Source organism: Sphaerisporangium aureirubrum (genome assembly GCF_042658925.1).
Classification (GTDB): Bacteria; Actinomycetota; Actinomycetes; order Streptosporangiales; family Streptosporangiaceae; genus Sphaerisporangium; species Sphaerisporangium aureirubrum.
In genome coordinates, this window is the sequence record NZ_JBHSRF010000022.1 from 44,888 (window position 1) to 65,996 (window position 21,109).

The 21,109-nt window shown below is 71.7% G+C and carries 19 protein-coding genes; 16 read left to right on the forward strand and 3 right to left on the reverse strand.

Annotated elements, in window-relative coordinates; translation table 11 throughout:
* Positions 1–123: 123 nt before the first annotated feature.
* The 7 genes from ACFP1K_RS17010 (at position 124) to uvrB (ending at position 9,052) form a co-directional block, all read left to right on the forward strand.
* Entirely contained in the window at positions 124–1,368 is a 1,245-nt protein-coding gene (locus tag ACFP1K_RS17010) for a glycosyltransferase (protein WP_380753831.1), read from the forward strand.
* A 111-nt stretch (positions 1,369–1,479) separates the two neighbouring features.
* Positions 1,480–2,622 (forward strand): polysaccharide deacetylase family protein, encoded by a 1,143-nt coding sequence (locus ACFP1K_RS17015; RefSeq protein WP_380753833.1) that lies wholly within the window; start codon positions 1,480–1,482, stop codon positions 2,620–2,622.
* 222 nt (positions 2,623–2,844) lie between these two features.
* Positions 2,845–4,320 (forward strand): 30S ribosomal protein S1, encoded by a 1,476-nt coding sequence (rpsA, locus tag ACFP1K_RS17020; RefSeq protein ID WP_380753836.1) that lies wholly within the window; start codon positions 2,845–2,847, stop codon positions 4,318–4,320.
* A gap of 203 nt (positions 4,321–4,523) precedes the next feature.
* Positions 4,524–5,015: a GNAT family N-acetyltransferase gene (locus tag ACFP1K_RS17025; protein ID WP_380753838.1), complete on the forward strand. Its 492-nt coding sequence runs from the start codon at positions 4,524–4,526 to the stop codon at positions 5,013–5,015.
* Positions 5,008–5,610 (forward strand): dephospho-CoA kinase, encoded by a 603-nt coding sequence (gene coaE, locus ACFP1K_RS17030; protein ID WP_380753841.1) that lies wholly within the window; start codon positions 5,008–5,010, stop codon positions 5,608–5,610. The genes ACFP1K_RS17025 and coaE overlap by 8 nt, the downstream gene beginning before the upstream one ends.
* 114 nt (positions 5,611–5,724) lie before the next feature.
* Entirely contained in the window at positions 5,725–6,894 is a 1,170-nt protein-coding gene (locus ACFP1K_RS17035; protein ID WP_380753843.1) for an SLC13 family permease, read from the forward strand.
* 49 nt (positions 6,895–6,943) lie between these two features.
* A complete protein-coding gene (uvrB, locus tag ACFP1K_RS17040) occupies positions 6,944–9,052 on the forward strand; it encodes an excinuclease ABC subunit UvrB (protein WP_380753846.1) in 2,109 nt (702 codons plus the stop codon).
* Positions 9,053–9,059: 7 nt separating this feature from the next.
* Here the strand turns inward: uvrB and ACFP1K_RS17045 are convergent, their stop codons facing one another.
* The 3 genes from ACFP1K_RS17045 to ACFP1K_RS17055 all read right to left on the reverse strand — a co-directional run bounded on the left by ACFP1K_RS17045 (position 9,060) and on the right by ACFP1K_RS17055 (position 11,334).
* Entirely contained in the window at positions 9,060–9,647 is a 588-nt protein-coding gene (locus ACFP1K_RS17045) for a Uma2 family endonuclease (protein ID WP_380753848.1), read from the reverse strand.
* Between the two features lie 93 nt (positions 9,648–9,740).
* A complete protein-coding gene (locus ACFP1K_RS17050) occupies positions 9,741–10,343 on the reverse strand; it encodes a DUF4126 domain-containing protein (RefSeq protein WP_380753851.1) in 603 nt (200 codons plus the stop codon).
* Positions 10,344–10,437: 94 nt separating this feature from the next.
* Positions 10,438–11,334, reverse strand: coding sequence for an acyltransferase (locus ACFP1K_RS17055; RefSeq protein WP_380753853.1), 897 nt, complete (start codon positions 11,332–11,334; stop codon positions 10,438–10,440).
* A 222-nt stretch (positions 11,335–11,556) separates the two neighbouring features.
* Here ACFP1K_RS17055 and ACFP1K_RS17060 point away from each other — a divergent pair, with 222 nt between their 5' ends.
* From ACFP1K_RS17060 to ACFP1K_RS17100, 9 genes are all read left to right on the forward strand, one after another.
* Positions 11,557–13,227, forward strand: a complete 1,671-nt coding sequence (locus tag ACFP1K_RS17060; RefSeq protein WP_380753855.1) for a CTP synthase — start codon at positions 11,557–11,559, stop codon at positions 13,225–13,227.
* Positions 13,224–13,874, forward strand: coding sequence for an NUDIX domain-containing protein (locus ACFP1K_RS17065; RefSeq protein WP_380753858.1), 651 nt, complete (start codon positions 13,224–13,226; stop codon positions 13,872–13,874). The genes ACFP1K_RS17060 and ACFP1K_RS17065 overlap by 4 nt, the downstream gene beginning before the upstream one ends.
* An 18-nt stretch (positions 13,875–13,892) precedes the next feature.
* Entirely contained in the window at positions 13,893–14,819 is a 927-nt protein-coding gene (locus ACFP1K_RS17070) for a site-specific tyrosine recombinase XerD (protein WP_380753860.1), read from the forward strand.
* A gap of 111 nt (positions 14,820–14,930) precedes the next feature.
* The gene (locus ACFP1K_RS17075; RefSeq protein ID WP_380754010.1) at positions 14,931–15,836 is read left to right on the forward strand and encodes a ParA family protein; all 906 of its coding nucleotides are present in this window, start codon (positions 14,931–14,933) and stop codon (positions 15,834–15,836) included.
* Between the two features lie 66 nt (positions 15,837–15,902).
* The gene (locus ACFP1K_RS17080; protein WP_380753863.1) at positions 15,903–16,790 is read left to right on the forward strand and encodes a segregation and condensation protein A; all 888 of its coding nucleotides are present in this window, start codon (positions 15,903–15,905) and stop codon (positions 16,788–16,790) included.
* Positions 16,780–17,397, forward strand: coding sequence for an SMC-Scp complex subunit ScpB (gene scpB / locus ACFP1K_RS17085; protein ID WP_380753866.1), 618 nt, complete (start codon positions 16,780–16,782; stop codon positions 17,395–17,397). The genes ACFP1K_RS17080 and scpB overlap by 11 nt, the downstream gene beginning before the upstream one ends.
* Positions 17,398–17,495: 98 nt before the next feature.
* Positions 17,496–19,451 carry a pseudouridine synthase gene (locus ACFP1K_RS17090; RefSeq protein ID WP_380753869.1) on the forward strand — a complete coding sequence of 652 codons (1,956 nt, stop codon included), beginning with the start codon at positions 17,496–17,498 and terminating at the stop codon, positions 19,449–19,451.
* 49 nt (positions 19,452–19,500) lie between these two features.
* Positions 19,501–19,860, forward strand: coding sequence for a chorismate mutase (aroH, locus tag ACFP1K_RS17095; protein WP_380753872.1), 360 nt, complete (start codon positions 19,501–19,503; stop codon positions 19,858–19,860).
* 92 nt (positions 19,861–19,952) lie between these two features.
* On the forward strand, positions 19,953–21,011 hold the full coding sequence (locus ACFP1K_RS17100) for a prephenate dehydrogenase (RefSeq protein WP_380754013.1): 1,059 nt from the start codon (positions 19,953–19,955) through the stop codon (positions 21,009–21,011).
* Positions 21,012–21,109: the final 98 nt, after the last annotated feature.

The window sequence follows — 21,109 nt, forward strand, 5'->3', positions numbered from 1 at the left end:
AGCGGGCCTCACGGCCGGGGGGAGTCCAGCGGGCCTCACGGCCGGACGGAGTCCAGCGGGCCTCACAGCCGGGCCACAGCGCCGCCACAAGGCCCTGACAGCCCGCCCCGTGACGTTGGGTCCATGAGCATTCCAGCCCTCGCCGCCGCGTACGCCGGAGCGGCGGAGCGCACGCCGGTACTCGACGTCGTGGTGCCCGTTCACAACGAGGAAGACGACCTCGAACCGTGTGTGCGCCGCCTGCACGAGCACCTGGCGCACGCGTTCCCCTACCCCTTCCGCATCACGATCGCCGACAACGCCAGCGACGACCGCACCCCCCGGATCGCCGCCGCGCTCGCCGCCGAACTGCGGGAGGTCCGATTCCTGCGGCTGGCGGCCAAGGGCCGGGGCCGGGCGCTCAAACACGCCTGGTCGGCCTCAGACGCCCCGGTGCTCGCGTACATGGACGTCGACCTGTCCACCGACCTGGCCGCGCTGCTGCCGCTGGTGGCCCCGCTCATCTCCGGGCACTCCGACCTGGCGATCGGCTCGCGGCTCACCCGCGGCGCCCGGGTGACGCGCGGCCCCAAACGCGAGATCATCTCCCGCTGCTACAACCTGCTGCTCCGCGGCACGCTGTCGGCCCGCTTCTCCGACGCGCAGTGCGGTTTCAAGGCCGTCCGCGCCGACGTGGCCGCGCGGCTGCTGCCCCTGGTGCGGGACACCGGCTGGTTCTTCGACACCGAGCTGCTCGTCCTCACCGAGCGCGCCGGCCTGCGCATCCACGAGGTCCCGGTCGACTGGGTCGACGACCCCGACAGCAGGGTCGACATCGTGCGCACCGCCGTCGCCGACCTCAGGGGCGTCGCCCGGCTGGCCACCACGCTCGCCACCGGCCGGTTGCCCCTGGCGCTGCTGCGCGAGCAACTGGGACGCGCCCCGCGGCCCGTGCCGGGCGTGCCCGCCGGCCTGGCCGGCCAAGTGGTACGGTTCGCCGCCGTGGGCCTGGCCAGCACCCTCGCCTACCTCGTGCTGTACGCCCTGCTGCGCGCGCAGACCGGCGCCCAGATCGCCAACCTCGCCGCCCTGCTCGTCACCGCGGTGGGCAACACCGCCCTCAACCGCCGTTTCGCCTTCGGCGTGCGCGGCCCGGCCGGCTTGTGGCGGCACCACGCCCAGGGGCTGGCTCTGTTCGCCGCCGGCCTCGGCCTCACCGGCGCCTCGCTCGCCGCGCTGCACGCCCTCGTCCCCGCTCCCGGCCGGCCGCTGGAACTCGGCGTGCTGACGGCCGCCAATCTCGTCACCACGGCCCTGCGCTTCCTCCTGCTACGGAGCTGGGCCCGCGGCGCGAAGCCCGTCCGGCGGGCGGGCGCCGGCGCCGGGTGAGGGCGCCCCGCGGCCCGCTTCCCGCGCGGCGGGGCCGTGGGTCATATGGGCGGCTTGAGCTTACGACTTCGGCAAATGCCGGTACATGCTGGACGTGTACGCTGGCGCCGCTTGGGGCGCTTGAGGCTGTCCTGGGAGAAGATCGTCGAGGAGAATCTTCAGGGAGCAACTGTGCGGAGCGCACCCGGACTGACGCACGTCATCGCCGTCATCAACGTCGCTGTGATGATCGTCGCGGTCGTGGCGCTGCTCGTGCTGCCCTTCGGGCGTCCGGCGGAGAGGGAAGCCAGACCGGTCCAGAAGGAGACGCCGCCGCCGCGGAGCCGGGTCCAGGCGCCGCCGGCGGTGAAGGCGACCCCGGAGTGGGCCCGGGAGGTGGGCGCGAACGAGCTGGGCCTGGTCCCGGTGATCATGTACCACCGCATCCTCCGCAAGCGGATCGCGAACATCGACCGGACCCCGGGCCAGTTGCGCGCCGAACTCGAGAACCTCGCGAAGGGCGGCTACGTGCCCGTCACGGCCGCGGAGTTCGCCGCGGGAAAGATCGACATCCCGGCGGGCGCCCATCCGGTCGTGCTGACCTTCGACGACGGCAACCCCTCCCACTTCGCCCTCGGCGCCGACGGCCTCCCCGTGCCGGACACCGCCGTGCGGATCATCCTGGAGGTCGCCCAGCGCTACCCGGCGTTCCGCCCGGTCGCCACGTTCTGGGTGAACCGCGACCCGTTCGGCTCTCCCGACCGCCCGGGGCAGAGGGCCGCCGTCCAGTGGCTCACCCACCACGGCTTCGAGGTCGCCAACCACACCTACGGCCATCCGGATCTGCGCCGCCTGACGAAGAAGAGGGTCAGCGAGGCCATCGTCCGCCAGCAGCGCCTCCTGAAGAGCCTCGGCGCCCCGCCGTCCAAGACCTTCGCCCTGCCGTACGGCAGCAGGCCGAGGAAGCGCTCGGTGTCGCACGAGGGTTCCTGGGACGGCACCAAGTACCACTTCGACGCCGTTTTCCTGGCCGGAGCCGAGCCGTCGGTTTCGCCCTACGCGAAGAGCTTCGACCGCTTCGACATCCCGCGCATCCAGTCCAATGGCAAAAAAGGAGAATGTCGTAAATGGTGCTCCCAGCACTGGCTAGAGTGGCTTGACGCGCACCCCCGAGAGCGCTACACATCGGACGGTGACCCCGGCCACATCTCCATGCCACAACGATTTCGCGGTAAGATCCAGGCAAAGCTTGGCCGGTTGACCGTCGTCTACTGAGGTCTTGCGGCGGTTGTGCGGGTGGGCGCCGGATTGACCGGGCCCCGCGTGCTTGCATATGCTGATCGCTGCGCTGTGGGCCTGCGTGCGCCTCGGACGGAGCGGGCTCGCGCTCGGTCATGTCGACCATGGGTCATGCTGACCATCCTCGGCTTGAGCGACAGAGGGCCTGCTGCGCGCCCGCCACATCGACATCTGTCCGCGTTCGGAGCAATTCCACACATGACGAGCAGCACTGAGGCCACCTCGAACACCCCGCAGGTAGCGGTCAACGACATCGGTTCCGAGGAGGCCTTCCTCGCCGCGATCGACGAGACCATCAAGTACTTCAATGACGGCGACATCGTCGAAGGCACCGTCGTCAAGGTCGATCGAGACGAGGTCTTGCTCGACATCGGCTACAAGACCGAGGGCGTAATCCCCTCGCGCGAGCTCTCGATCAAGCACGATGTCGACCCGGCCGAGGTCGTCGAGGTCGGGGAGCACGTCGAGGCGCTTGTCCTTCAGAAGGAGGACAAGGAAGGCCGTCTCATCCTCTCCAAGAAGCGTGCTCAGTACGAGCGCGCCTGGGGCACGATCGAAAAGATCAAGGACGAGGACGGCATCGTCACCGGCACGGTCATCGAGGTCGTCAAGGGCGGCCTGATCCTCGACATCGGTCTGCGCGGCTTCCTGCCCGCGTCGCTGGTCGAGATGCGCCGCGTGCGCGACCTGCAGCCGTATGTCGGCCGCGAGCTCGAGGCGAAGATCATCGAGCTGGACAAGAACCGCAACAACGTGGTCCTGTCCCGCCGCGCCTGGCTCGAGCAGACCCAGTCCGAGGTGCGCCAGACGTTCCTCAACACCCTCCAGAAGGGTCAGGTCCGCAAGGGCGTCGTCTCCTCGATCGTCAACTTCGGCGCATTCGTCGACCTCGGTGGGGTCGACGGCCTGGTTCACGTGTCGGAGCTGTCCTGGAAGCACATCGACCACCCCTCCGAGGTCGTCGAGGTCGGCCAGGAGGTCACCGTCGAGGTGCTCGACGTGGACATGGAGCGCGAGCGGGTCTCCCTGTCGCTGAAGGCGACGCAGGAGGACCCCTGGCAGCAGTTCGCCCGCACCCACCAGATCGGCCAGGTCGTCCCCGGGCGCGTCACCAAGCTGGTGCCGTTCGGTGCGTTCGTCCGGGTCGAGGAGGGCATCGAGGGCCTGGTCCACATCTCCGAGCTGGCCGAGCGCCACGTCGAGATCCCCGAGCAGGTCGTCCAGGTCGGCGACGAGATCTTCGTGAAGATCATCGACATCGACCTCGACCGCCGTCGCATCTCGCTGTCGCTGAAGCAGGCGAACGAGGGCGCGATCGGCGCCGACGTCGAGTTCGACCCCACGCTGTACGGCATGGCGGCGAACTACGACGAGCAGGGCAACTACATCTACCCCGACGGCTTCGACCCGGAGACCGGGGAGTGGCTCGAGGGCTTCGAGAAGCAGCGCGAGGAGTGGGAGCGGCAGTACGCCGAGGCCCAGACCCGCTTCGAGGCCCACAAGTCGCAGGTGGAGAAGGCTCGCGCCGAGGAGGCCCAGGCGGCTGCTCCGTCGTCCTACTCCGGCGAGACCCCGCCGTCGTCGTCCACCGGTGCCACTCCGGCCGGTGGCGCCCTGGCGTCGGACGAGGCGCTCGCCGCCCTCCGGGAGAAGCTGGCCGGCGGCCAGAGCTGACCCTGGAGCACCGTTTCACCGGCGAGGACCCCGCGATCCGCGGGGTCCTCGCCCCATTTCCGGGCCTTTCGCGCCATTATTTCCGGACCGTTCGCGCCCATTTCCGGGCCCTTTGCGCTTACTCCCGGGCCCTGCGCGCCCATTCGCGGGCCCTGCGCGACACCCCCCGCCGTGATGCCGGGCGGGTGCCCTACAGTGGCCGGGTGACGCTGATCGAACGGGCCCGGCCCGAGGACGCCGGAGAGCTTCTGACCGTCCAGCGGGCCGCCTACGTCGGCGAGGCGCAGCTGTACGGCGACCCGTTCATCCCGCCGCTCGTGGAGTCCCTTGCGGGCATGCGGGAGGCCGTGGAGACCGCCGTGGTGCTGAAGGCCCTGGACGGCGGGCGCGTCGTCGGCAGCGTGCGCGGGCGGCTCACCGGCACCACCGCCGTGATCGGCCGTCTCGCGGTCGTGCCCGACCGGCAGGGCAAGGGGCTCGGCACCGCGTTACTGCGGGCGATCGAGGCTGAGATGTCCCCGCCCGCCGACGCCTTCGATCTCTTCACCGGCCATCTCTCCGAGGCCAACCTCCGGCTGTACCGCCGCCAGGGCTACCACGAGACCCGCCGCGAGCGCCTCCACCCCCACCTCACCCTCATCCACCTCCGCAAAACCGTGCCCACCCCGACGGGCTACGCTTCCGTCCATGCTTAAGGTGGGGCTGACCGGCGGGATCGGGTCGGGCAAGAGCGAGGCCGCGAGGCGTCTCGGCGCGCTCGGCGCCGTGGTCATCGACGCCGACAAGATCGCCCGAGAGGTGGTCGAGCCGGGCACGAGCGGCCTGGCGCTGATCGTCGACGAGTTCGGCCCCGAGATGCTCCGCCCCGACGGCGCGCTCGACCGCGAGAAGCTCGGCCGCGTCGTCTTCGCCGATCCGGAGCGCCTGGCCCGCCTGAACGCCATCGTGCACCCCCGGGTCGGCGAGCGCGTCGCCGAGCTCCAGCGGCAGGCCCCCGAGGACGCCGTGGTGGTGTACGACGTCCCCCTGCTGGCCGAGAACGGCCTGGCCCCCATGTACGACGTGGTGATCGTCGTCGACGCCCCCGACGACGTCCGCCTCTCCCGGCTCACCACCCTGCGCGGCATGACCGAGGACGACGCCCTGGCCCGCATCAAGGCCCAGGCCACCCGCGAGGACCGCCTGGCCGTCGCCGACATCGTCATCCCCAACGAGGGCCCCCTGGACGAGCTCGACGCCCGCGCCGGCGAGGTCTGGCAGAGCCTGCTGTCCCGCCGCGAGGCCCGTTAGCCCAGTGCTCCACGACACCGGGGCCCCTCACCGGGCCCTCCACCGAACCGCCAGGCCCGGAACGCTCCAGGCGCCCTGCCGCGCCGCCGGGCCGGGGACGGGCCGGGAGCAGTGGTGCGGCGTCTGACGTCCCTCGACCTGGTGCGGGTCGCCGTCCTCGTCGTGGGCCTGCTGTGCGTGGCGACGGGGGTGCTGCCGTGGCGGGAGGCGGTGGCGGACCTCGGCCGGGTCGGGCCGCTGCTGGTGTTCCTCACGGCGGTGATCGTCTTCGCCGAGCTGGTCAAGGAGGCGGACGTCTTCGACGTGCTCGCCGCCCGGCTCGCCATCGCCGGGCGGGGCAGGTACTGGGCTCTGTTCGCGCTGTGCGTGGCGTTCGCCGCGCTGATCACGATGTTCCTGAACCTCGACACCACCGCGGTGCTGCTGACCCCGGTGCTGCTGGCGCTGGCGGCCCGGACCGACATCCCGGCGCTGCCCCTGGCGATGACCACGATCTGGCTCGCCAACACCGCCAGCCTGCTGCTGCCGGTGTCCAACCTCACCAACCTGCTGGCCGAGGGCAGGCTGGCACTGTCCACCCATGGGTTCGCCGCCCGCATGTGGGCCCCCCAGGCCGCGGCCCTCGCGGTGACGGCGCTGCTGCTGTGGATCTTCTTCTGGCGGCGCGGCGCACGGGACACCCCCGACGGCTACCACCCCCCGCCGCCCGCCCCGGTGCGCGACCCGGCGCTGTTCTGGACGGCGGCCGCGGTCTGCGTGGTGTTCGTGGCGGCCGTCCTGGCGGGCGCCCCCATCGCCGCGGTGGCCGTCGCCGCCGCGGCGGCGCTGGTCGCGGCGTTCGCCTGGCGCGACCGCTCGAAGCTCACCTGGGGCCTGGTGCCCTGGCAGCTCGTCGCCTTCGTCGTCGGCCTGTTCCTCGTGGTGCCCGCGCTCAGCCGGTACGGCCTCGACGACCTGACCCGTGCGCTGGCAGGCGACGGCGGCTACCGCACGGCCGCGGCGGGCGCGGGCCTGGCCAACGTCGTGAACAACCTGCCCGCCTACTACGCGGGGGAGCGGGTGATCCCGCCGGGCGGGCGGGACGACCTGCTGGCCCTGCTGATCGGCGTCAACGCCGGCTCGGTGATCACGCCGTGGGCGTCGGTGGCCACCCTGCTGTGGTTCGAGACGTGCCGCCGCCACGGGGTGCGGGTCCGGCCGATGACGTTCCTGGTCACGGGGGCCTGCCTGGCGGTCGCCGCGGTCGCCGCCGCCGTCGCGGCCCTGTCGCTCACCGCGGGGTAGCCGGCGAAGGCGGCGGAATTGTCGGTGGGGCGGCGTAGGTTATGGAGACGTGAGGCCGGTAACCGATTTGCAGCGCAGGGTGGCACCTTTCGAGGTCGTCACCGAGATGACACCGTCCGGGGACCAGCCGACGGCGATCGCCGATCTGGAGCGCCGCCTGAAGGCGGGCGACAAGGACAACGTCCTGCTGGGTGCCACGGGCACCGGCAAGACCGCCACCGTGGCGTGGCTGATCGAGCGGCTCCAGCGCCCCGCCCTGGTCATGCAGCCCAACAAGACGCTCGCCGCCCAGTTCGCCAACGAGCTGCGCGAGATGCTCCCCAACAACGCCGTCGAATACTTCGTCTCGTACTACGACTACTACCAGCCCGAGGCGTACGTCCCGCAGACCGACACCTACATCGAGAAGGACTCCTCGATCAACGACGAGGTGGACCGCCTGCGCCACTCGGCGACCAACTCGCTGCTCACCCGCCGCGACACCGTCGTGGTCGCCTCGGTGTCGTGCATCTACGGCCTCGGCACCCCGCAGGAGTACGTCGACCGCATGCTGCGGCTCAAGGTCGGCCAGGAGATCGAGCGCGACCGGCTGCTGCGCCGCCTGGTCGACATGCAGTACACCCGCAACGACCTTGCCTTCACCCGGGGCACCTTCCGGGTGCGCGGCGACACCATCGAGATCATCCCGCAGTACGAAGAGCTGGCCGTGCGCATCGAGATGTTCGGCGACGAGATCGAGAAGCTCGCCACCCTCCACCCGCTCACCGGCGAGGTGATCACTGAGGACCAGGAGATGTACGTCTTCCCGGCCTCCCACTACGTCGCGGGCCCCGAGCGCATGGAGCGGGCGATCCGCGACATCGAGGCCGAGCTGGCGGAGTCGCTGGCGACCATGGAGAAGCAGGGCAAGCTGCTGGAGGCCCAGCGGCTGCGCATGCGCACCACCTACGACCTCGAGATGATGCGCCAGATCGGCTCCTGCTCCGGCATCGAGAACTACTCGCGGCACATCGACGGCCGCGGGGCCGGCACCGCGCCGCACACCCTGCTCGACTACTTCCCCGAGGACTTCCTGCTGGTGCTCGACGAGTCCCACCAGACCGTCCCGCAGATCGGCGCGATGTACGAGGGCGACGCCTCCCGCAAGCGGGTGCTGGTCGACCACGGCTTCCGCCTGCCGTCCGCGATGGACAACCGCCCGCTGAAGTGGGAGGAGTTCCTGGATCGCATCGGCCAGACCGTCTACCTCTCGGCGACCCCCGGGTCGTACGAGCTCGGCCGCAGCGGCGGCGACGTGGTCGAGCAGGTGATCCGCCCGACCGGCCTGATCGACCCCGAGGTGGTCGTCAAGCCGACCAAGGGCCAGATCGACGACCTGGTCCACGAGATCCGCGAGCGGGCCGACCGCGACGAGCGGGTGCTGGTCACCACTCTGACCAAGAAGATGTCCGAGGACCTCACCGACTACCTCCTGGAGCTCGGCATCCGCGTGCGGTACCTCCACAGCGAGGTCGACACCCTGCGCCGCATCGAGCTGCTGCGCGAGCTGCGCCTCGGCGAGTACGACGTCCTGGTCGGCATCAACCTCCTTCGTGAGGGCCTCGACCTCCCCGAGGTCTCCCTGGTCGCCATCCTCGACGCCGACAAGGAGGGCTTCCTGCGCAGCGAGACCTCCCTGATCCAGACCATCGGCCGCGCCGCCCGCAACGTCTCCGGCCAGGTCCACATGTACGCCGACCGCGTCACCCCGTCCATGGAACGCGCGATCGACGAGACCAACCGCCGCCGCGCCAAGCAGGTGGCCTACAACCAGGCCAACGGCATCGACCCGCAGCCCCTCCGCAAGAAGATCGCCGACATCCTCGACACCCTGGCCCGGGAGGACGCCGACACCGACAAGCTCCTCGGTGCCGGCCGTCAGCAGAGCCGCGGCAAGGCCCCCGTCCCCGGCTACGCCGCCCGCCAGACCGGCCAGCACGCCAAGGCCATCGCCGGCGAGATGCCCCGTGCCCAGCTGGAGTCTTTGATCCAGTCCCTGACCGACCAGATGCACCAGTCCGCCACCGACCTGCAGTTCGAGGTGGCCGCCCGCCTCCGCGACGAGATCAAGGACCTCAAACGCGAACTCCGCGACATGCGCGAAGCCGGCGTGCACTGAACGAAGGTCAGGCCAGGAGCTTCAGGAAGTCCAGCTCGATGTCCACGTCGAAACCGATGTGGGTGCGCAGGCGGCCCCGGTGGATGCCCGTGGGGACGTACGCCTTCACGGCGGGGTCCAGCTCGTAGGTGTAGGCCACCGGGTGGTCGTCTTCGAGCTCCACGCGCCACAGGAACCTGATGCCCGCGCTGGAGTACTTGATGGGTTTGGTGATCCGATCCCGCTCCACCGACTCCGCGGAGACGATCTCGACGACCAGGTGGACCTCCTCGGGTCGGTAGGAGGTGCGGGAAAGGTTGTCGGCGGTCTCCTTGGTGACCACCAGGACGTCAGGCTCGGGACGCTGCCTGAGGCCGAGGGTGACGGTCATCTCCTGGATCACCTCCAAGTAGCCGGGAGGTCGTATGCCGAGCTCCGGATGCATGAGGAGGCGGATCATCAGGGCGTGGAACCGTGTCTGGGGGGACATCACGATGAGAGAGCCGTCAATCAGTTCGACACGCTTCGGCGCGTCAGGCGGAAGGTGGTCCAGCATGTCTGCTGTCCATCCGCCCTTTGGACCGGGGTAGAACCACTCGGGGAGCGCCGTCGTCATCCCGATGATCTCCTTCCTCTCCAAGAGAGGGCGTTACACAGCATCACCATCATGCCACGCTTCGTCACCCTGAGGTCGCGTCCGCAGAATCCATCATGAAGGGTGCGGGAGTCGTTGGGTACGGGCGGTGCGGCGGGATCGGCGACGGCGGATCACCCACCAGACGGGGAGGGCCAGGAGGGCCAGGGCGGCGATCACCAGGAGAGGGAAGAAGACGGCGAGCAGGCTCAGGCCCAGGGAGCCGGCGTCTTCGGCGGTGCTGACCACGGGGGCGCCCATGCCGGCGGTGGTGGCGTTGACGACGGGGCGGGCGGTGGACTTCATGATGTGGACCGCCAGGGCCACGCCTACGCCGAGGACCCACCCGAGCCAGGGGTTCTGGGTCATCCAGGTGGAGTGGTCCAGCTGGGAGGCGGCCTGGGTGGCGCTGAAGACCACGCCGCCGGCGGCGGGGCGCACGGCGGTCTGGATCATGTCGTTGACGTGGTCGACCACCGGGACCTTGTCCAGGACGAACTCGGCGGTCAGCAGGACGGCGATGATCGCCAGGACCCAGCCGTTGGAGAGCCACGCGTAGCCGTCGGGGAGTTTCACGGCGTCGGTGAGGTTGGCGGCCAGGCCCACCACGAGCAGCGGGATGTAGGCGTTCAGTCCCGCCGCGGTGGACAGGCCGAGACCGGTCAGCGCCGCCAGCATCGGATGCTTCACTCCTTCGAGATCGTCTTGATGACGGAACGAAGGAGGGGGCGGTCCGCGTTCCCGCCCGGCCGTCCGGACGGCCTTCAGGCCTTCAGGCGCCGGGGCGCAGGGTCCGGAGGGCGCCGGGCCCCGGGAGGGCCGTAGGCCCCTCCCAGCCGTCCTCGGTGGCGAGGGGCACCTCGTCCAGCCGGGAAGGGGCTGGGAGGTCGCCAGGGGGCACGGAGGCGCCGGGACGGGGGTCCGGGGCGCCGGGCGGGGTGGCGTCGTGCGGATAGGGGTCGTGCCGGGGTGCGGGAAGCAGGGAGGCGTCCCGTGGAAGCGGGGAGGCGTCGCGCAGGGGGCCGTCGTCCAGGGGCGTGCCCCGCCGGGGGGCGTCGTCCAGGGAGGTTCCCCGTAGCGGGGCGTCGTGCATGGAAGCGTCGTGGAGGGGGGCGTGCCAGCCGGAGCCGGGGGAGTAGCGGCGGACCACCCGGGCGGGGACGCCGGCGATCACGCAGTGGTCGGGGAACTCGCCGCGGACCACGGCGCCGCCGGCGACCACGGACTGGCGGCCTATGCGGGTGCCGGGGAGGATGATGGCGCCGGTGCCGAGCCACGAGCCCGCGCCGATGGAGACGGGGTTGTTGCGGGGCCACTGGCGGCCGATGGGCGTCTCGGGGTCGTCGTACACGTGGTTCTGATCGGTGATGTAGACGTACGGGCCGGTGAAGACGTCGTCGCCGATGTCGATCGAGTGATGGCCGACGATGTGGCTGCCGCGGCCGATGGAGCAGCGGGCGCCGACGCGGACCAGGGAGTGCGGCCCGAGGTCCACGCCGGGACCCATGCCGGCCGAGATGGACACCCGCTCGCCGACCAGGGTGTGGTCGCCGATCTCGATCCACGCCTCCCCGAAGATCGCGCCCTGGGGGAAGGCCAGGCAGGCCCCTTCGCCTAGCCGCCGGAAGCGGTACCGTGCGGGGGTCCGCGGCGTGACCGCACCGGCCACCCGCAGGACGGACCACGCACGGTGTACCAGGGCGCCAGCGAACCGGCGTATTACCTCACGGGGTGACATAATCGGAAAAGTTACCCCGTGGTTAGCATGCTGGGAACGGAGGCCCGGGAAGTGTTCGGGCACTTCGCAGGCCGCCTTTGATATTCTGAGAGCCCGTGGACACGCGGCCGCTCGCCGGACGGCCGCGACACGACGGACCACGGGAGACCCTCCTTGCGCAGCGCCGCACCAACAAAGCATCTGTTCGTCACCGGAGGCGTCGCCTCCAGTCTCGGTAAAGGGCTCACCGCCTCCAGCCTGGGGCGCCTGCTGAAGCTTCGCGGCCTGCGGGTCACCATGCAGAAGCTGGACCCCTACCTCAACGTCGACCCCGGAACGATGAACCCGTTCCAGCACGGTGAGGTCTTCGTCACCGACGACGGCGCCGAGACCGACCTCGACGTCGGCCACTACGAACGTTTCCTGGACACCGAGCTGCACGGCTCGGCCAACGTGACCACCGGTCAGGTGTACTCCAACGTGATCGCCAAGGAGCGGCGCGGGGAGTACCTCGGCGACACGGTGCAGGTGATCCCGCACATCACCAACGAGATCAAGGACCGCATCCGCGGCATGGCCTCCCCCGACGTCGACGTGGTGATCACCGAGGTCGGCGGCACGGTCGGCGACATCGAGTCGCTGCCGTTCCTGGAGGCCGTCCGCCAGGTCCGCCACGAGGTGGGCAGGGACAACGTCTTCTTCCTGCACGTCTCGCTGCTGCCGTACATCGGCCCGAGCGGCGAGCTGAAGACCAAGCCCACCCAGCACTCGGTGGCCGCCCTGCGCAGCATCGGCATCCAGCCCGACGCGATCGTCTGCCGCTCCGACCGCCCCATCACCACCTCGCTCAAGCGCAAGATCAGCCTGATGTGCGACGTCGACGAGGACGCGGTGGTCTCGGCGATGGACGCCCCGAGCATCTACGACATCCCGAAGGTCCTGCACTCCGAGGGCCTGGACGCGTACGTCATCCGCCGCCTCGGCCTGCCGTTCCGCGACGTCGACTGGCAGGAGTGGGACCAGCTGCTGCGCCGCGTGCACCGCCCCGCCACCGAGGTCACCATCGCCCTCGTCGGCAAGTACATCGACCTGCCCGACGCCTACCTGTCGGTCACCGAGGCCCTGCGCGCCGGCGGGTTCGCCCGCGACGCCCGGATCAACATCCGCTGGGTGAAGAGCGACGACTGCGAGACCCCAGAGGGCGCCGCCCGCGAGCTCGACGGCGTGGACGGCGTGCTGATCCCCGGCGGCTTCGGGGTGCGCGGCATCGAGGGCAAGGTCGGCGCGGTCCGGCACGCCCGCGAGCGGCGCGTCCCCCTGCTCGGCATCTGCCTCGGCATGCAGTGCATGGTCATCGAGGCCGCCCGCAACCTGGCCGGCATCGAGGACGCCAACAGCACCGAGTTCGTCCCCGACACCCCCCATCCGGTCATCTCCACCATGGCCGACCAGGAGGACGTGGTGGCGGGCGAGCGCGACATGGGCGGCACCATGCGCCTCGGCCTGTACCCGGCCAAGCTGTCGGACGGCTCCATCGTCCGCAGGCTGTACGGCTCCACCCACGCCGACGAGCGGCACCGCCACCGGTACGAGGTGGGCAACGCCTACCGCGAGCCCCTGGAGCGGGTCGGCATGGTGTTCTCCGGCCTGTCGCCGGACGGCCGCCTGGTCGAGTACGCCGAGCTGGACCCCGACGTCCACCCGTTCTTCGTCGGCACCCAGGCCCACCCGGAGTTCCGCTCCCGCCCCACCCGTCCGCACCCGCTGTTCAACGGCCTGATCGAGGCCGCGCAGAACTACGCCGACATCCGGGAGACCGAGGCCAAGGCCGGGCGGACCGCGTGAGCCCCGACGCGAGGGCCCCGCACGGGCTGACCGCCGAGGACGTCACCGATGTGCCGGAGTCGTGGGAGGTGCTGGCGAGCGCCGAGCACTTCCGCGCCCGGGTGATCGCGGTGGCCACCGACAAGGTCCGCATGCCCGGCGACGGCGCCGCCGACCGCGACTACGTCCGGCACCCCGGCTCGGTAGCCGTGCTCGCGCTGGACGACGAGGGCCGGGTGCTGCTGCTGCGCCAGTACCGCCACCCGCCCCGCAAGCTGCTGTGGGAGCTCCCGGCCGGCATCAGGGACGTGCCGGGGGAGCCGCTGGTGGACTGCGCGGCGCGCGAGCTCGCCGAGGAGGCGGGCTACCGCGCCAAGACCTGGCACACCCTGCTGGACATCCTCACCAGCCCCGGCATGTCGGACGAGCGCATCCGGATCTTCCTGGCCCGCGACCTGACGGAACTCGCCCCCGGCGAGCTCGACTTCGTGCCCCAGAACGAGGAGACGGACATGCCGGTGGTGTGGGTTCCACTCGCCGACGCGGTGTCCAGGGCGCTGCGCGGATTGATCCACAATTCCCCGGCCGTGGCCGGTATCCTCGCCGCGTACGCCGCTTCGTCGGACGGTTTCACCGCCCTGCGTCCCCCCGACGCCGAGGAGGCCTGACAGGAGGTCCGGAGCCCTTTGAGCCCCCACGCCGAGGCCGTGATCGACGGTTACCTCGCCCACCTCGCGGCCGACCGGGGGCTCGCGGCCAACACCCTGGCCTCCTACCGCCGCGACCTGTCCCGTTACCTCGGGCACCTCGGGTCGCTCGGGCGCCGTTCACTGGCCGACGTGGACGAGGGCGACGTCGAGACGTTCCTGGCCGCGCTGCGGGCGGGCGACGAGCGCCACCGGGCGCTGGCGGCGGGCTCGGCGGCCCGCGCCGTCTCGGCGGTGCGGGGGCTCCACCGCTTCGCGGTGCGCGAAGGGCTCTGCGCGCACGACGCGGCCCGCGACGTCCACCCGCCGGCCAGGCCGCCCAGCCTGCCGAAGGCCATCGGGGTCGCCGACGTGGAGCGCCTCATCGCGGCGGCCGGCCCGGCGGACTCGCCGCTGACCCACCGCAACCGGGCCCTGCTGGAGGTGCTGTACGGCACCGGCGCCCGCATCTCCGAGGCCGTCGGGCTGACCGTCGACGACGTCGACCCCCTGCGGGTGCGGCTGCCCGGCAAGGGCGGCCGGGTGCGCACCGTCCCCCTCGGCCGGTACGCGGGCGAGGCGCTGAGCGCGTACCTCGCCCTGGCCAGGCCGGTGATCTGGGCGCACGGCCGCGGCACCGCGGCGCTGTTCCTCAACGCCCGCGGCGGCAGGCTGACCAGGCAGGGCGCCTGGGAGGTGCTCCAGGCCGCCGCCGAGCGCGCCGGCCTGGTGGGCGTGTCGCCTCACATGTTGCGGCATTCGTTCGCAACTCACCTCCTTGACGACGGGGTGGACGTTAGGGTTGTCCAGGAGTTGCTCGGCCACGCGTCGGTCACGACCACTCAGGTCTACACGCCGGCCGGGGTCGACCGGCTCCGCGCGGCGCACGCGGCGGCCCATCCCTGTGCCCCGCTGCCAACTTCATAGCCCACTGGCGCGTCGCCTTGCCGCATACGTGCCGACCCCATAGTGTCCGTCCGGACGGTCCGGTTCGGGACCGTCAGGGAGGTTCAACTGGTGACGACCACAGACACGTCCATGCGGGAGCTCACTGGAGGCCCGGACGGTAGCTGGGGCGACCCCAGGAGCGAGGGAATTCTGGGTCCCACCGGCCGTCCGCGTCCCGTCTTCCCCGACCCTGTCCCGCCCACCACCCACGGGCCCGCGCGGGTCGTGGCCATGGTCAACCAGAAGGGCGGCGTCGGCAAGACCACCACGACGATCAATCTCGGCGCCTCTCTGGCCGAGTGCGGCCAGCGGGTGCTCCTCGTCGACTTCGACCCCCAGGGCGCCCTGTCGGTGGGTCTCGGCATCGACCCCCGCCCCCTCGAGGCCACGGTCTACGACCTGATCATGGAGGAGCCGGACGTCACGGTCGACGACGTCCTGCTCGGCACCAGCGTCGAGGGCATGGACCTCCTGCCCAGCAACATCTTCCTGTCCGGCGCCGAGATCCGGCTGGTCAACGAGGTCGCCCGCGAGTACGCCCTGGGCCGCTCGCTGGAGCCGCTGCTGGCCGACTACGACATCTGCCTGATCGACTGCCAGCCGTCGCTCGGCCTGCTGGCCGTCAACGCCCTCACCTGCGCGCAGAGCGTGATCGTGCCGCTGGAGTGCGAGTTCTTCGCGCTGCGCGGCGTCGCCCTGCTGATGGAGTCGATCACCAAGGTGCAGGAGCGGCTGAACAAGAACCTCGAGATCGACGGCATCCTCGCCACGATGTACGACCCGCGCACCCTCCACGCGCGCGAGGTCCTCTCGACGATCATGCAGGGGTTCGGCGACAAGGTGTTCCACACGGTGATCAACCGCACCGTGCGGTTCCCGGACGCCACCCTGGCCGGCGAGCCGATCACGCAGTTCGACCCCGCGTCCATGGGCGCCACCGCCTACCGCGAGCTGGCCCGCGAGGTGCTCGCCCGCTGGTCGGCGGAGCAGGCCTGAGACGCTCCCGCGGCCGCGTGACCTCGGGTGACGCGGATCGGCGTACCCGTGCGCGACAATGAGGAGGTGACAGACCAGCCGGCGGCCGCGGCCCGCTCCGATGCCTTCCAGGTGCACCTGGAGGTCTTCGAGGGGCCGTTCGACCTGCTGCTCGGGCTGATCGCCAAGCACAAGCTCGACATCACCGAGGTCTCCCTCCACCAGGTGACCGACGAGTTCATCTCCTACATCCGCGGCAGGGGCCCCGAGTGGGACCTGGACCAGACCAGCCACTTCCTGCTGGTCGCGGCCACCTTGCTCGACCTGAAGGCCGCCCGGCTGCTGCCGACCGGCGAGGTGGAGGACGAAGAGGACCTGGCGCTGCTGGAGGCCCGCGACCTGCTGTTCGCCCGGCTGCTGCAGTACCGGGCGTACAAGGAGGTGGCGAAGGTCTTCTCCGGGCTGATGGCGGAGGAGGCGCTGCGCTTCCCCCGGGTCGTGCCGATGGAGCCGCAGTTCGCCGGGTTGCTGCCCGAGCTGGTGCTCGGGGTGGGTCCCGACCGGTTCGCGCGGATCGCGGGCCGGGTGTTCACCCCCAAGCTGCCGCCCACCGTCTCCACCGCGCACATCTATCAGCCCGTGGCCAACGTCCGCGAGCAAGCGGCTATTCTTGTCGAACGGCTCCGGCGCGTGCGCAGGGCGACGTTCCGGGCCCTGACCGCCGACTGTGCGGGCACCTTCGAGGTCATCGCACGCTTCCTCGCCATCCTGGAGCTGTTCCGGGAGTCGGCGGTGTCGTTCGAACAGATCGAGCCGCTCGGCGATCTGCACGTGACCTGGACCGGTGCCGACGACGGCGACGTCGCGGTCACCGACGACTACGACGAGAGCCTGGCGCCCGGCACGGGGCGGACGGGCGAGGACGGCTCCGGCGCGACCGGCCGGGACGGCGAAGAGGCGGACGATGAGCCCTGACGACACCGAGCACCTGACCGACGGCGCGGCCCTCGCCGACGGCGCGGACGTCCATGTGACGGCCGAGCCGGCGCTGCGGGCGTCGCTGGAGGCGATCCTGCTGGTCGTGGACGAGCCGGTGGCCGAGGTCACCCTGGCCCAGGTGCTGGAGCGGCCCTCCCGTGAGGTCGCCGAGGCGCTGCGCGAGCTGTCCGGGGAATACACGGAGGCGGGCCGGGGGTTCGACCTACGTGAGGTCGCCGGCGGCTGGCGCCTCTACACCCGCGCCGAGTGCGCGGCCGTCGTGGAGCGGTTCGTCCGCGACGGGCAGCAGTCCAGGCTCACCCAGGCCGCCCTGGAGACCCTGGCGGTGGTCGCCTACCGCCAGCCGGTGAGCCGGGCCAGGGTCGCCGCCGTGCGCGGCGTCAACAGCGACGGTGTCATGCGCACCCTCACCGCCCGCGGGCTGGTCGAGGAGGCGGGCACCGACCCCGAGAGCCAGGCGGTCCTGTACCGCACGAGTTCTTTCTTCCTGGAGAGGCTGGGGCTGCGGAGCCTCGACGAGCTGCCCGCGCTCGCCCCGTTCCTCCCCGACGACCTGAACAACTTAGAGGAGCAGCAGAAGTGATCAGAAAAGGCACCCCGTCCGGTGATGGACGCGGTCGAGGGCGCGGCGGCGCCCAGGGCCCCCGTGGCGGGTCCGCAGGACGTTCCGGTGGGGCGTACGTGACCCGGGGCGGCTCCCGCACCGGCGCCCAGGGCCCCTCCCGGGGCGGCCCCCGCTCGGCGGACCGCCGCGACGACCGTCGCGGCGGTGAGGACCGCGACCGGTCCTACGGCGAGCGCCCCTCCGGCGACCGCGACCGCCCCTCCGGCGGCGACGGCCGGAGCTTCTCCCGCGACGACCGCCGCCCCTCCGGCGGCGACCGCCGCGATTCTCCCCGTGAGGACCGCGGCCGCTCCTACGGCGACCGTCCCTCGGGCGGCGACCGCGGCCGTTCTTTTGGCGACCGTCCTTCCGGCGGTGACCGGGGCCGTTCCTTCGGCGATCGCCCTTCGGGTGGCGACCGTGGCCGTTCCTATGGTGACCGTCCTTCCGGCGGTGACCGGGGCCGTTCCTTCGGTGACCGTCCTTCGGGTGGCGACCGTGGCCGTTCCTATGGTGACCGTCCTTCGGGTGGCGACCGGGGCCGTTCCTTCGGCGACCGGCCTTCCAGTGGCGACCGCGGGCGTTCCTACGGCGATCGCCCTTCCGGTGGCGACCGTGGCCGTTCCTTCGGCGACCGGCCCCGTGCGTACGGCGACCGTCCCTCCGGTGGCGACCGCCGTGACTCTGACCGTGGCCGTTCCTATGGTGACCGTCCCTCGGGTGGCGACCGTGGCCGTTCCTACGGCGATCGTCCTTCCGGTGGCGACCGTGGCCGTACCTTCGGCGACCGGCCTCGCCCGTACGGCGACCGTCCCTCCGGCGGTGACCGCCGTGACTCCCGCGAGGACCGTGGCCGTTCCTACGGTGACCGTCCTTCCGGCGGCGACCGTGGCCGTTCCTACGGTGACGATCGTGGCCGTTCCTTCGGCGACCGGCCCCGTCCGTACGGCGACCGTCCCTCCGGCGGTGACCGCCGCGACGACCGCGGGCGCTCCTCCTACAGCGACGACCGCGGGGGCTCGTCCCGCGACTCCCGTCCCTCGTACGGCGGCGACCGGCGGGACTCCCGCCGGGACGAGGTGCGCACCATCGGCGAGGCCGCCGGCTCGCGCGGCAGGTACGGCCGCGGCGGCACCGGGCGCGTCACCACGACCGGCGCGTCCGGCCGCGGCGGGCGCCCGCAGGCGCCGAGGGCCGGACGGGGCGGCGCGACGTCCCGCGGGGCGTTCAAGACCGCCCGTCAGCCCCTGCGCGACGCGGAGTTCTTCCCCGAGGACTACACCGACGAGCGCGACACCACCGAGGTCCCCGACGGCGTGCGGCTGCAGAAGGTCCTGGCCTCGGCCGGGGTGGCCTCCCGCCGCGCCTGCGAGGAGATGATCGGCGAGGGCCGCGTCACCGTGGACGGCCAGGTCGTCCGCCGGTTCGGCGCCCGCGTCGACCCGGCCAAGCAGGTCATCCACGTGGACGGCAAGCGCATCCCCACCACGCCCGACCTCGTGTACTTCGCGATCAACAAGCCGATCGGCGTGGTCAGCACCATGTCCGACCCCGAGGGCCGCCCGTCCCTGCACGACTACGTGGTGGAGCGCCCCGAGCGCCTGTTCCACGTCGGCCGGCTGGACACCGAGACCGAGGGCCTCATCCTGCTGACCAACGACGGCGAGCTGGCCCACAAGCTGACCCACCCGAGCTTCGGCGTCCGCAAGAAGTACTGGGCGAAGGTCCCCGGCCCCATCCCGCGCGACCTCAACCGCCGCCTGCGCAAGGGCATCGAGCTGGAGGACGGCCTGGCCAAGGCCGACGAGTTCTCCATCGTGCAGGAGCACGGCCAGCAGGCGCTGGTCGAGATCGTGATCCACGAGGGCCGCAAGCACATCGTCCGGCGCATGCTGGAGGAGGCGGGGCACCCGGTGATCGACCTGGCCCGCATCGAGTTCGGCCCGGTGAAGCTCGGCCGCCTCAAGCCGGGGACGATGCGGACTCTCACCGTCAACGAGGTCGGGGACCTGTACGCGTCCGTGGGAATGTAACCTGGCCGCAACAGGACCTGTCCGGGCGGCGGCGCGCGAGGGGAAAGACATGGTACGGGCGATCCGGGGTGCGATCCAGATCGACTCCAACGATCAGGAGGCGATCTTGCTGGGGGTGGCCGAGCTGGTCACCGAGGTGATGGAACGCAACCGTCTGACCACCGACGACGTGATCAGCGTGATCTTCACGTCCACGCCGGATCTCACCGCGGAGTTCCCCGCGCTCGCCGCCCGCAAGCTCGGCTTCAACGACGTCCCGCTGATCTGCGCCAGCGAGATCGACGTCCCCGGCGCCCTGCCCCGCGTGGTCCGCCTCATGGCCCACGTGGAGCTGGACCGCCCTCGCGCGCAGATCCAGCATGTCTACCTCCGCGGGGCGGTCGCCCTGCGGGTGGACATAGCCCAGTGACCACGTCCCCCGGAGCCGGCCACGGCCAGGCACCCGCCCAGTTCGTCCCGGCCGAGGGGGACTCCGGCCCGGCCCGCCTCGGCAGCGTCCTCGTGGTGGGCACCGGGCTGATCGGCACGTCCATCGCGCTCGCCCTGCGCGAGCACGGCGTCACCGTCAAGCTCGCCGACCAGGACGCCGGTTCGGTGCGCCTGGCGCGCGAGCTCGGCGCGGGCTGGGAGTGGGCGCGCGACGACGAGCCGGTGGACCTCGCGGTGATCGCGGTGCCGCCGCCGTTCGTCGCGCAGTGGCTGCTGGACCTCCAGAAGATCGAGGCCGCCCGGTTCTACACCGACGTGGCCAGCGTCAAGGCCCTGCCCATCGCCCAGGCCGTGCAGCTCGGCTGCGACCTCGGCGTCTACGTCGCCGGACATCCGATGGCGGGCCGGGAACGTTCCGGGCCCGTCGCCGCCCGCGCCGACCTGTTCCTCGGCCGCCCCTGGGCGTACTGCCCGGGGGACTCGACGGCCCCCGAGGCCGTCCGCACGCTGCTGCGGCTCATCGAGATGTGCGGTGCCAACCCCGTCCTGATCGACCCCGCCGCCCACGACGAGGCGGTGGCGCTGGTGTCGCACGCCCCGCACGTGGCCGCGGCCGCGGTCGCGGCGCGGCTGGCCGAGGCGTCCGACGCGGCGCTCGGCCTGGCCGGGCCCGGGGTGCGCGACGTGACCCGGGTGGCCGGGGGCGACCCCCGCCTGTGGAGCGTGATCCTGTCCGGCAACGCCCGCCCGGTCGCCGACGTGCTGCAGGCCGTCTCCGACGACCTGGCCGCCGCCGCGAACGCGCTGCGCGCCGTCTCCCGTGACGACGGCGGCGCCATCTCCCCGGTCGCCGACCTGCTCAGGCGCGGCGTCGCCGGCCGCGGCCGGATCCCCGGCAAGCACGGCGGCCCGCAGAGCTCGTACGTGATCGTCCTGGCCCTGGTGGGCGACCGTCCCGGCGAGCTGGCCCGCCTGTTCCAGGTGGCCAAGGACGCGGGCGTCAACATCGAGGACGTCCGGCTGGAGCACACCCCCGGCCTGCCCCTCGGCGCGGTGGAGCTGTCCGTCCAGCCCGAGGCCGCCCAGACCCTGGCCGCCGCCCTGCGCGCCCACGGGTGGCACGTCCCGTAGGACCCGCCGCCGGCGGCGTCCCGGTGACGGGGGCCTTCGATGCCCGGGCAGGGATCGATTCCCGGTACCCTCGTGTGCGGACAACTCAATCGGGACGC

Bases quoted from the DNA above. Each gene is read 5' to 3' on its own strand.
- ACFP1K_RS17010 (WP_380753831.1), top strand. From the start codon at position 124: ATGAGCATTCCAGCCCTCGCCGCCGCGTACGCCGGAGCGGCGGAGCGC.
- rpsA (WP_380753836.1), top strand. From the start codon at position 2,845: ATGACGAGCAGCACTGAGGCCACCTCGAACACCCCGCAGGTAGCGGTC.
- coaE (WP_380753841.1), top strand. From the start codon at position 5,008: ATGCTTAAGGTGGGGCTGACCGGCGGGATCGGGTCGGGCAAGAGCGAG.
- ACFP1K_RS17045 (WP_380753848.1), bottom strand. From the start codon at position 9,647: ATGACGACGGCGCTCCCCGAGTGGTTCTACCCCGGTCCAAAGGGCGGA.
- ACFP1K_RS17050 (WP_380753851.1), bottom strand. From the start codon at position 10,343: ATGCTGGCGGCGCTGACCGGTCTCGGCCTGTCCACCGCGGCGGGACTG.
- ACFP1K_RS17075 (WP_380754010.1), top strand. From the start codon at position 14,931: ATGCGGGAGCTCACTGGAGGCCCGGACGGTAGCTGGGGCGACCCCAGG.
- scpB (WP_380753866.1), top strand. From the start codon at position 16,780: ATGAGCCCTGACGACACCGAGCACCTGACCGACGGCGCGGCCCTCGCC.
- aroH (WP_380753872.1), top strand. From the start codon at position 19,501: ATGGTACGGGCGATCCGGGGTGCGATCCAGATCGACTCCAACGATCAG.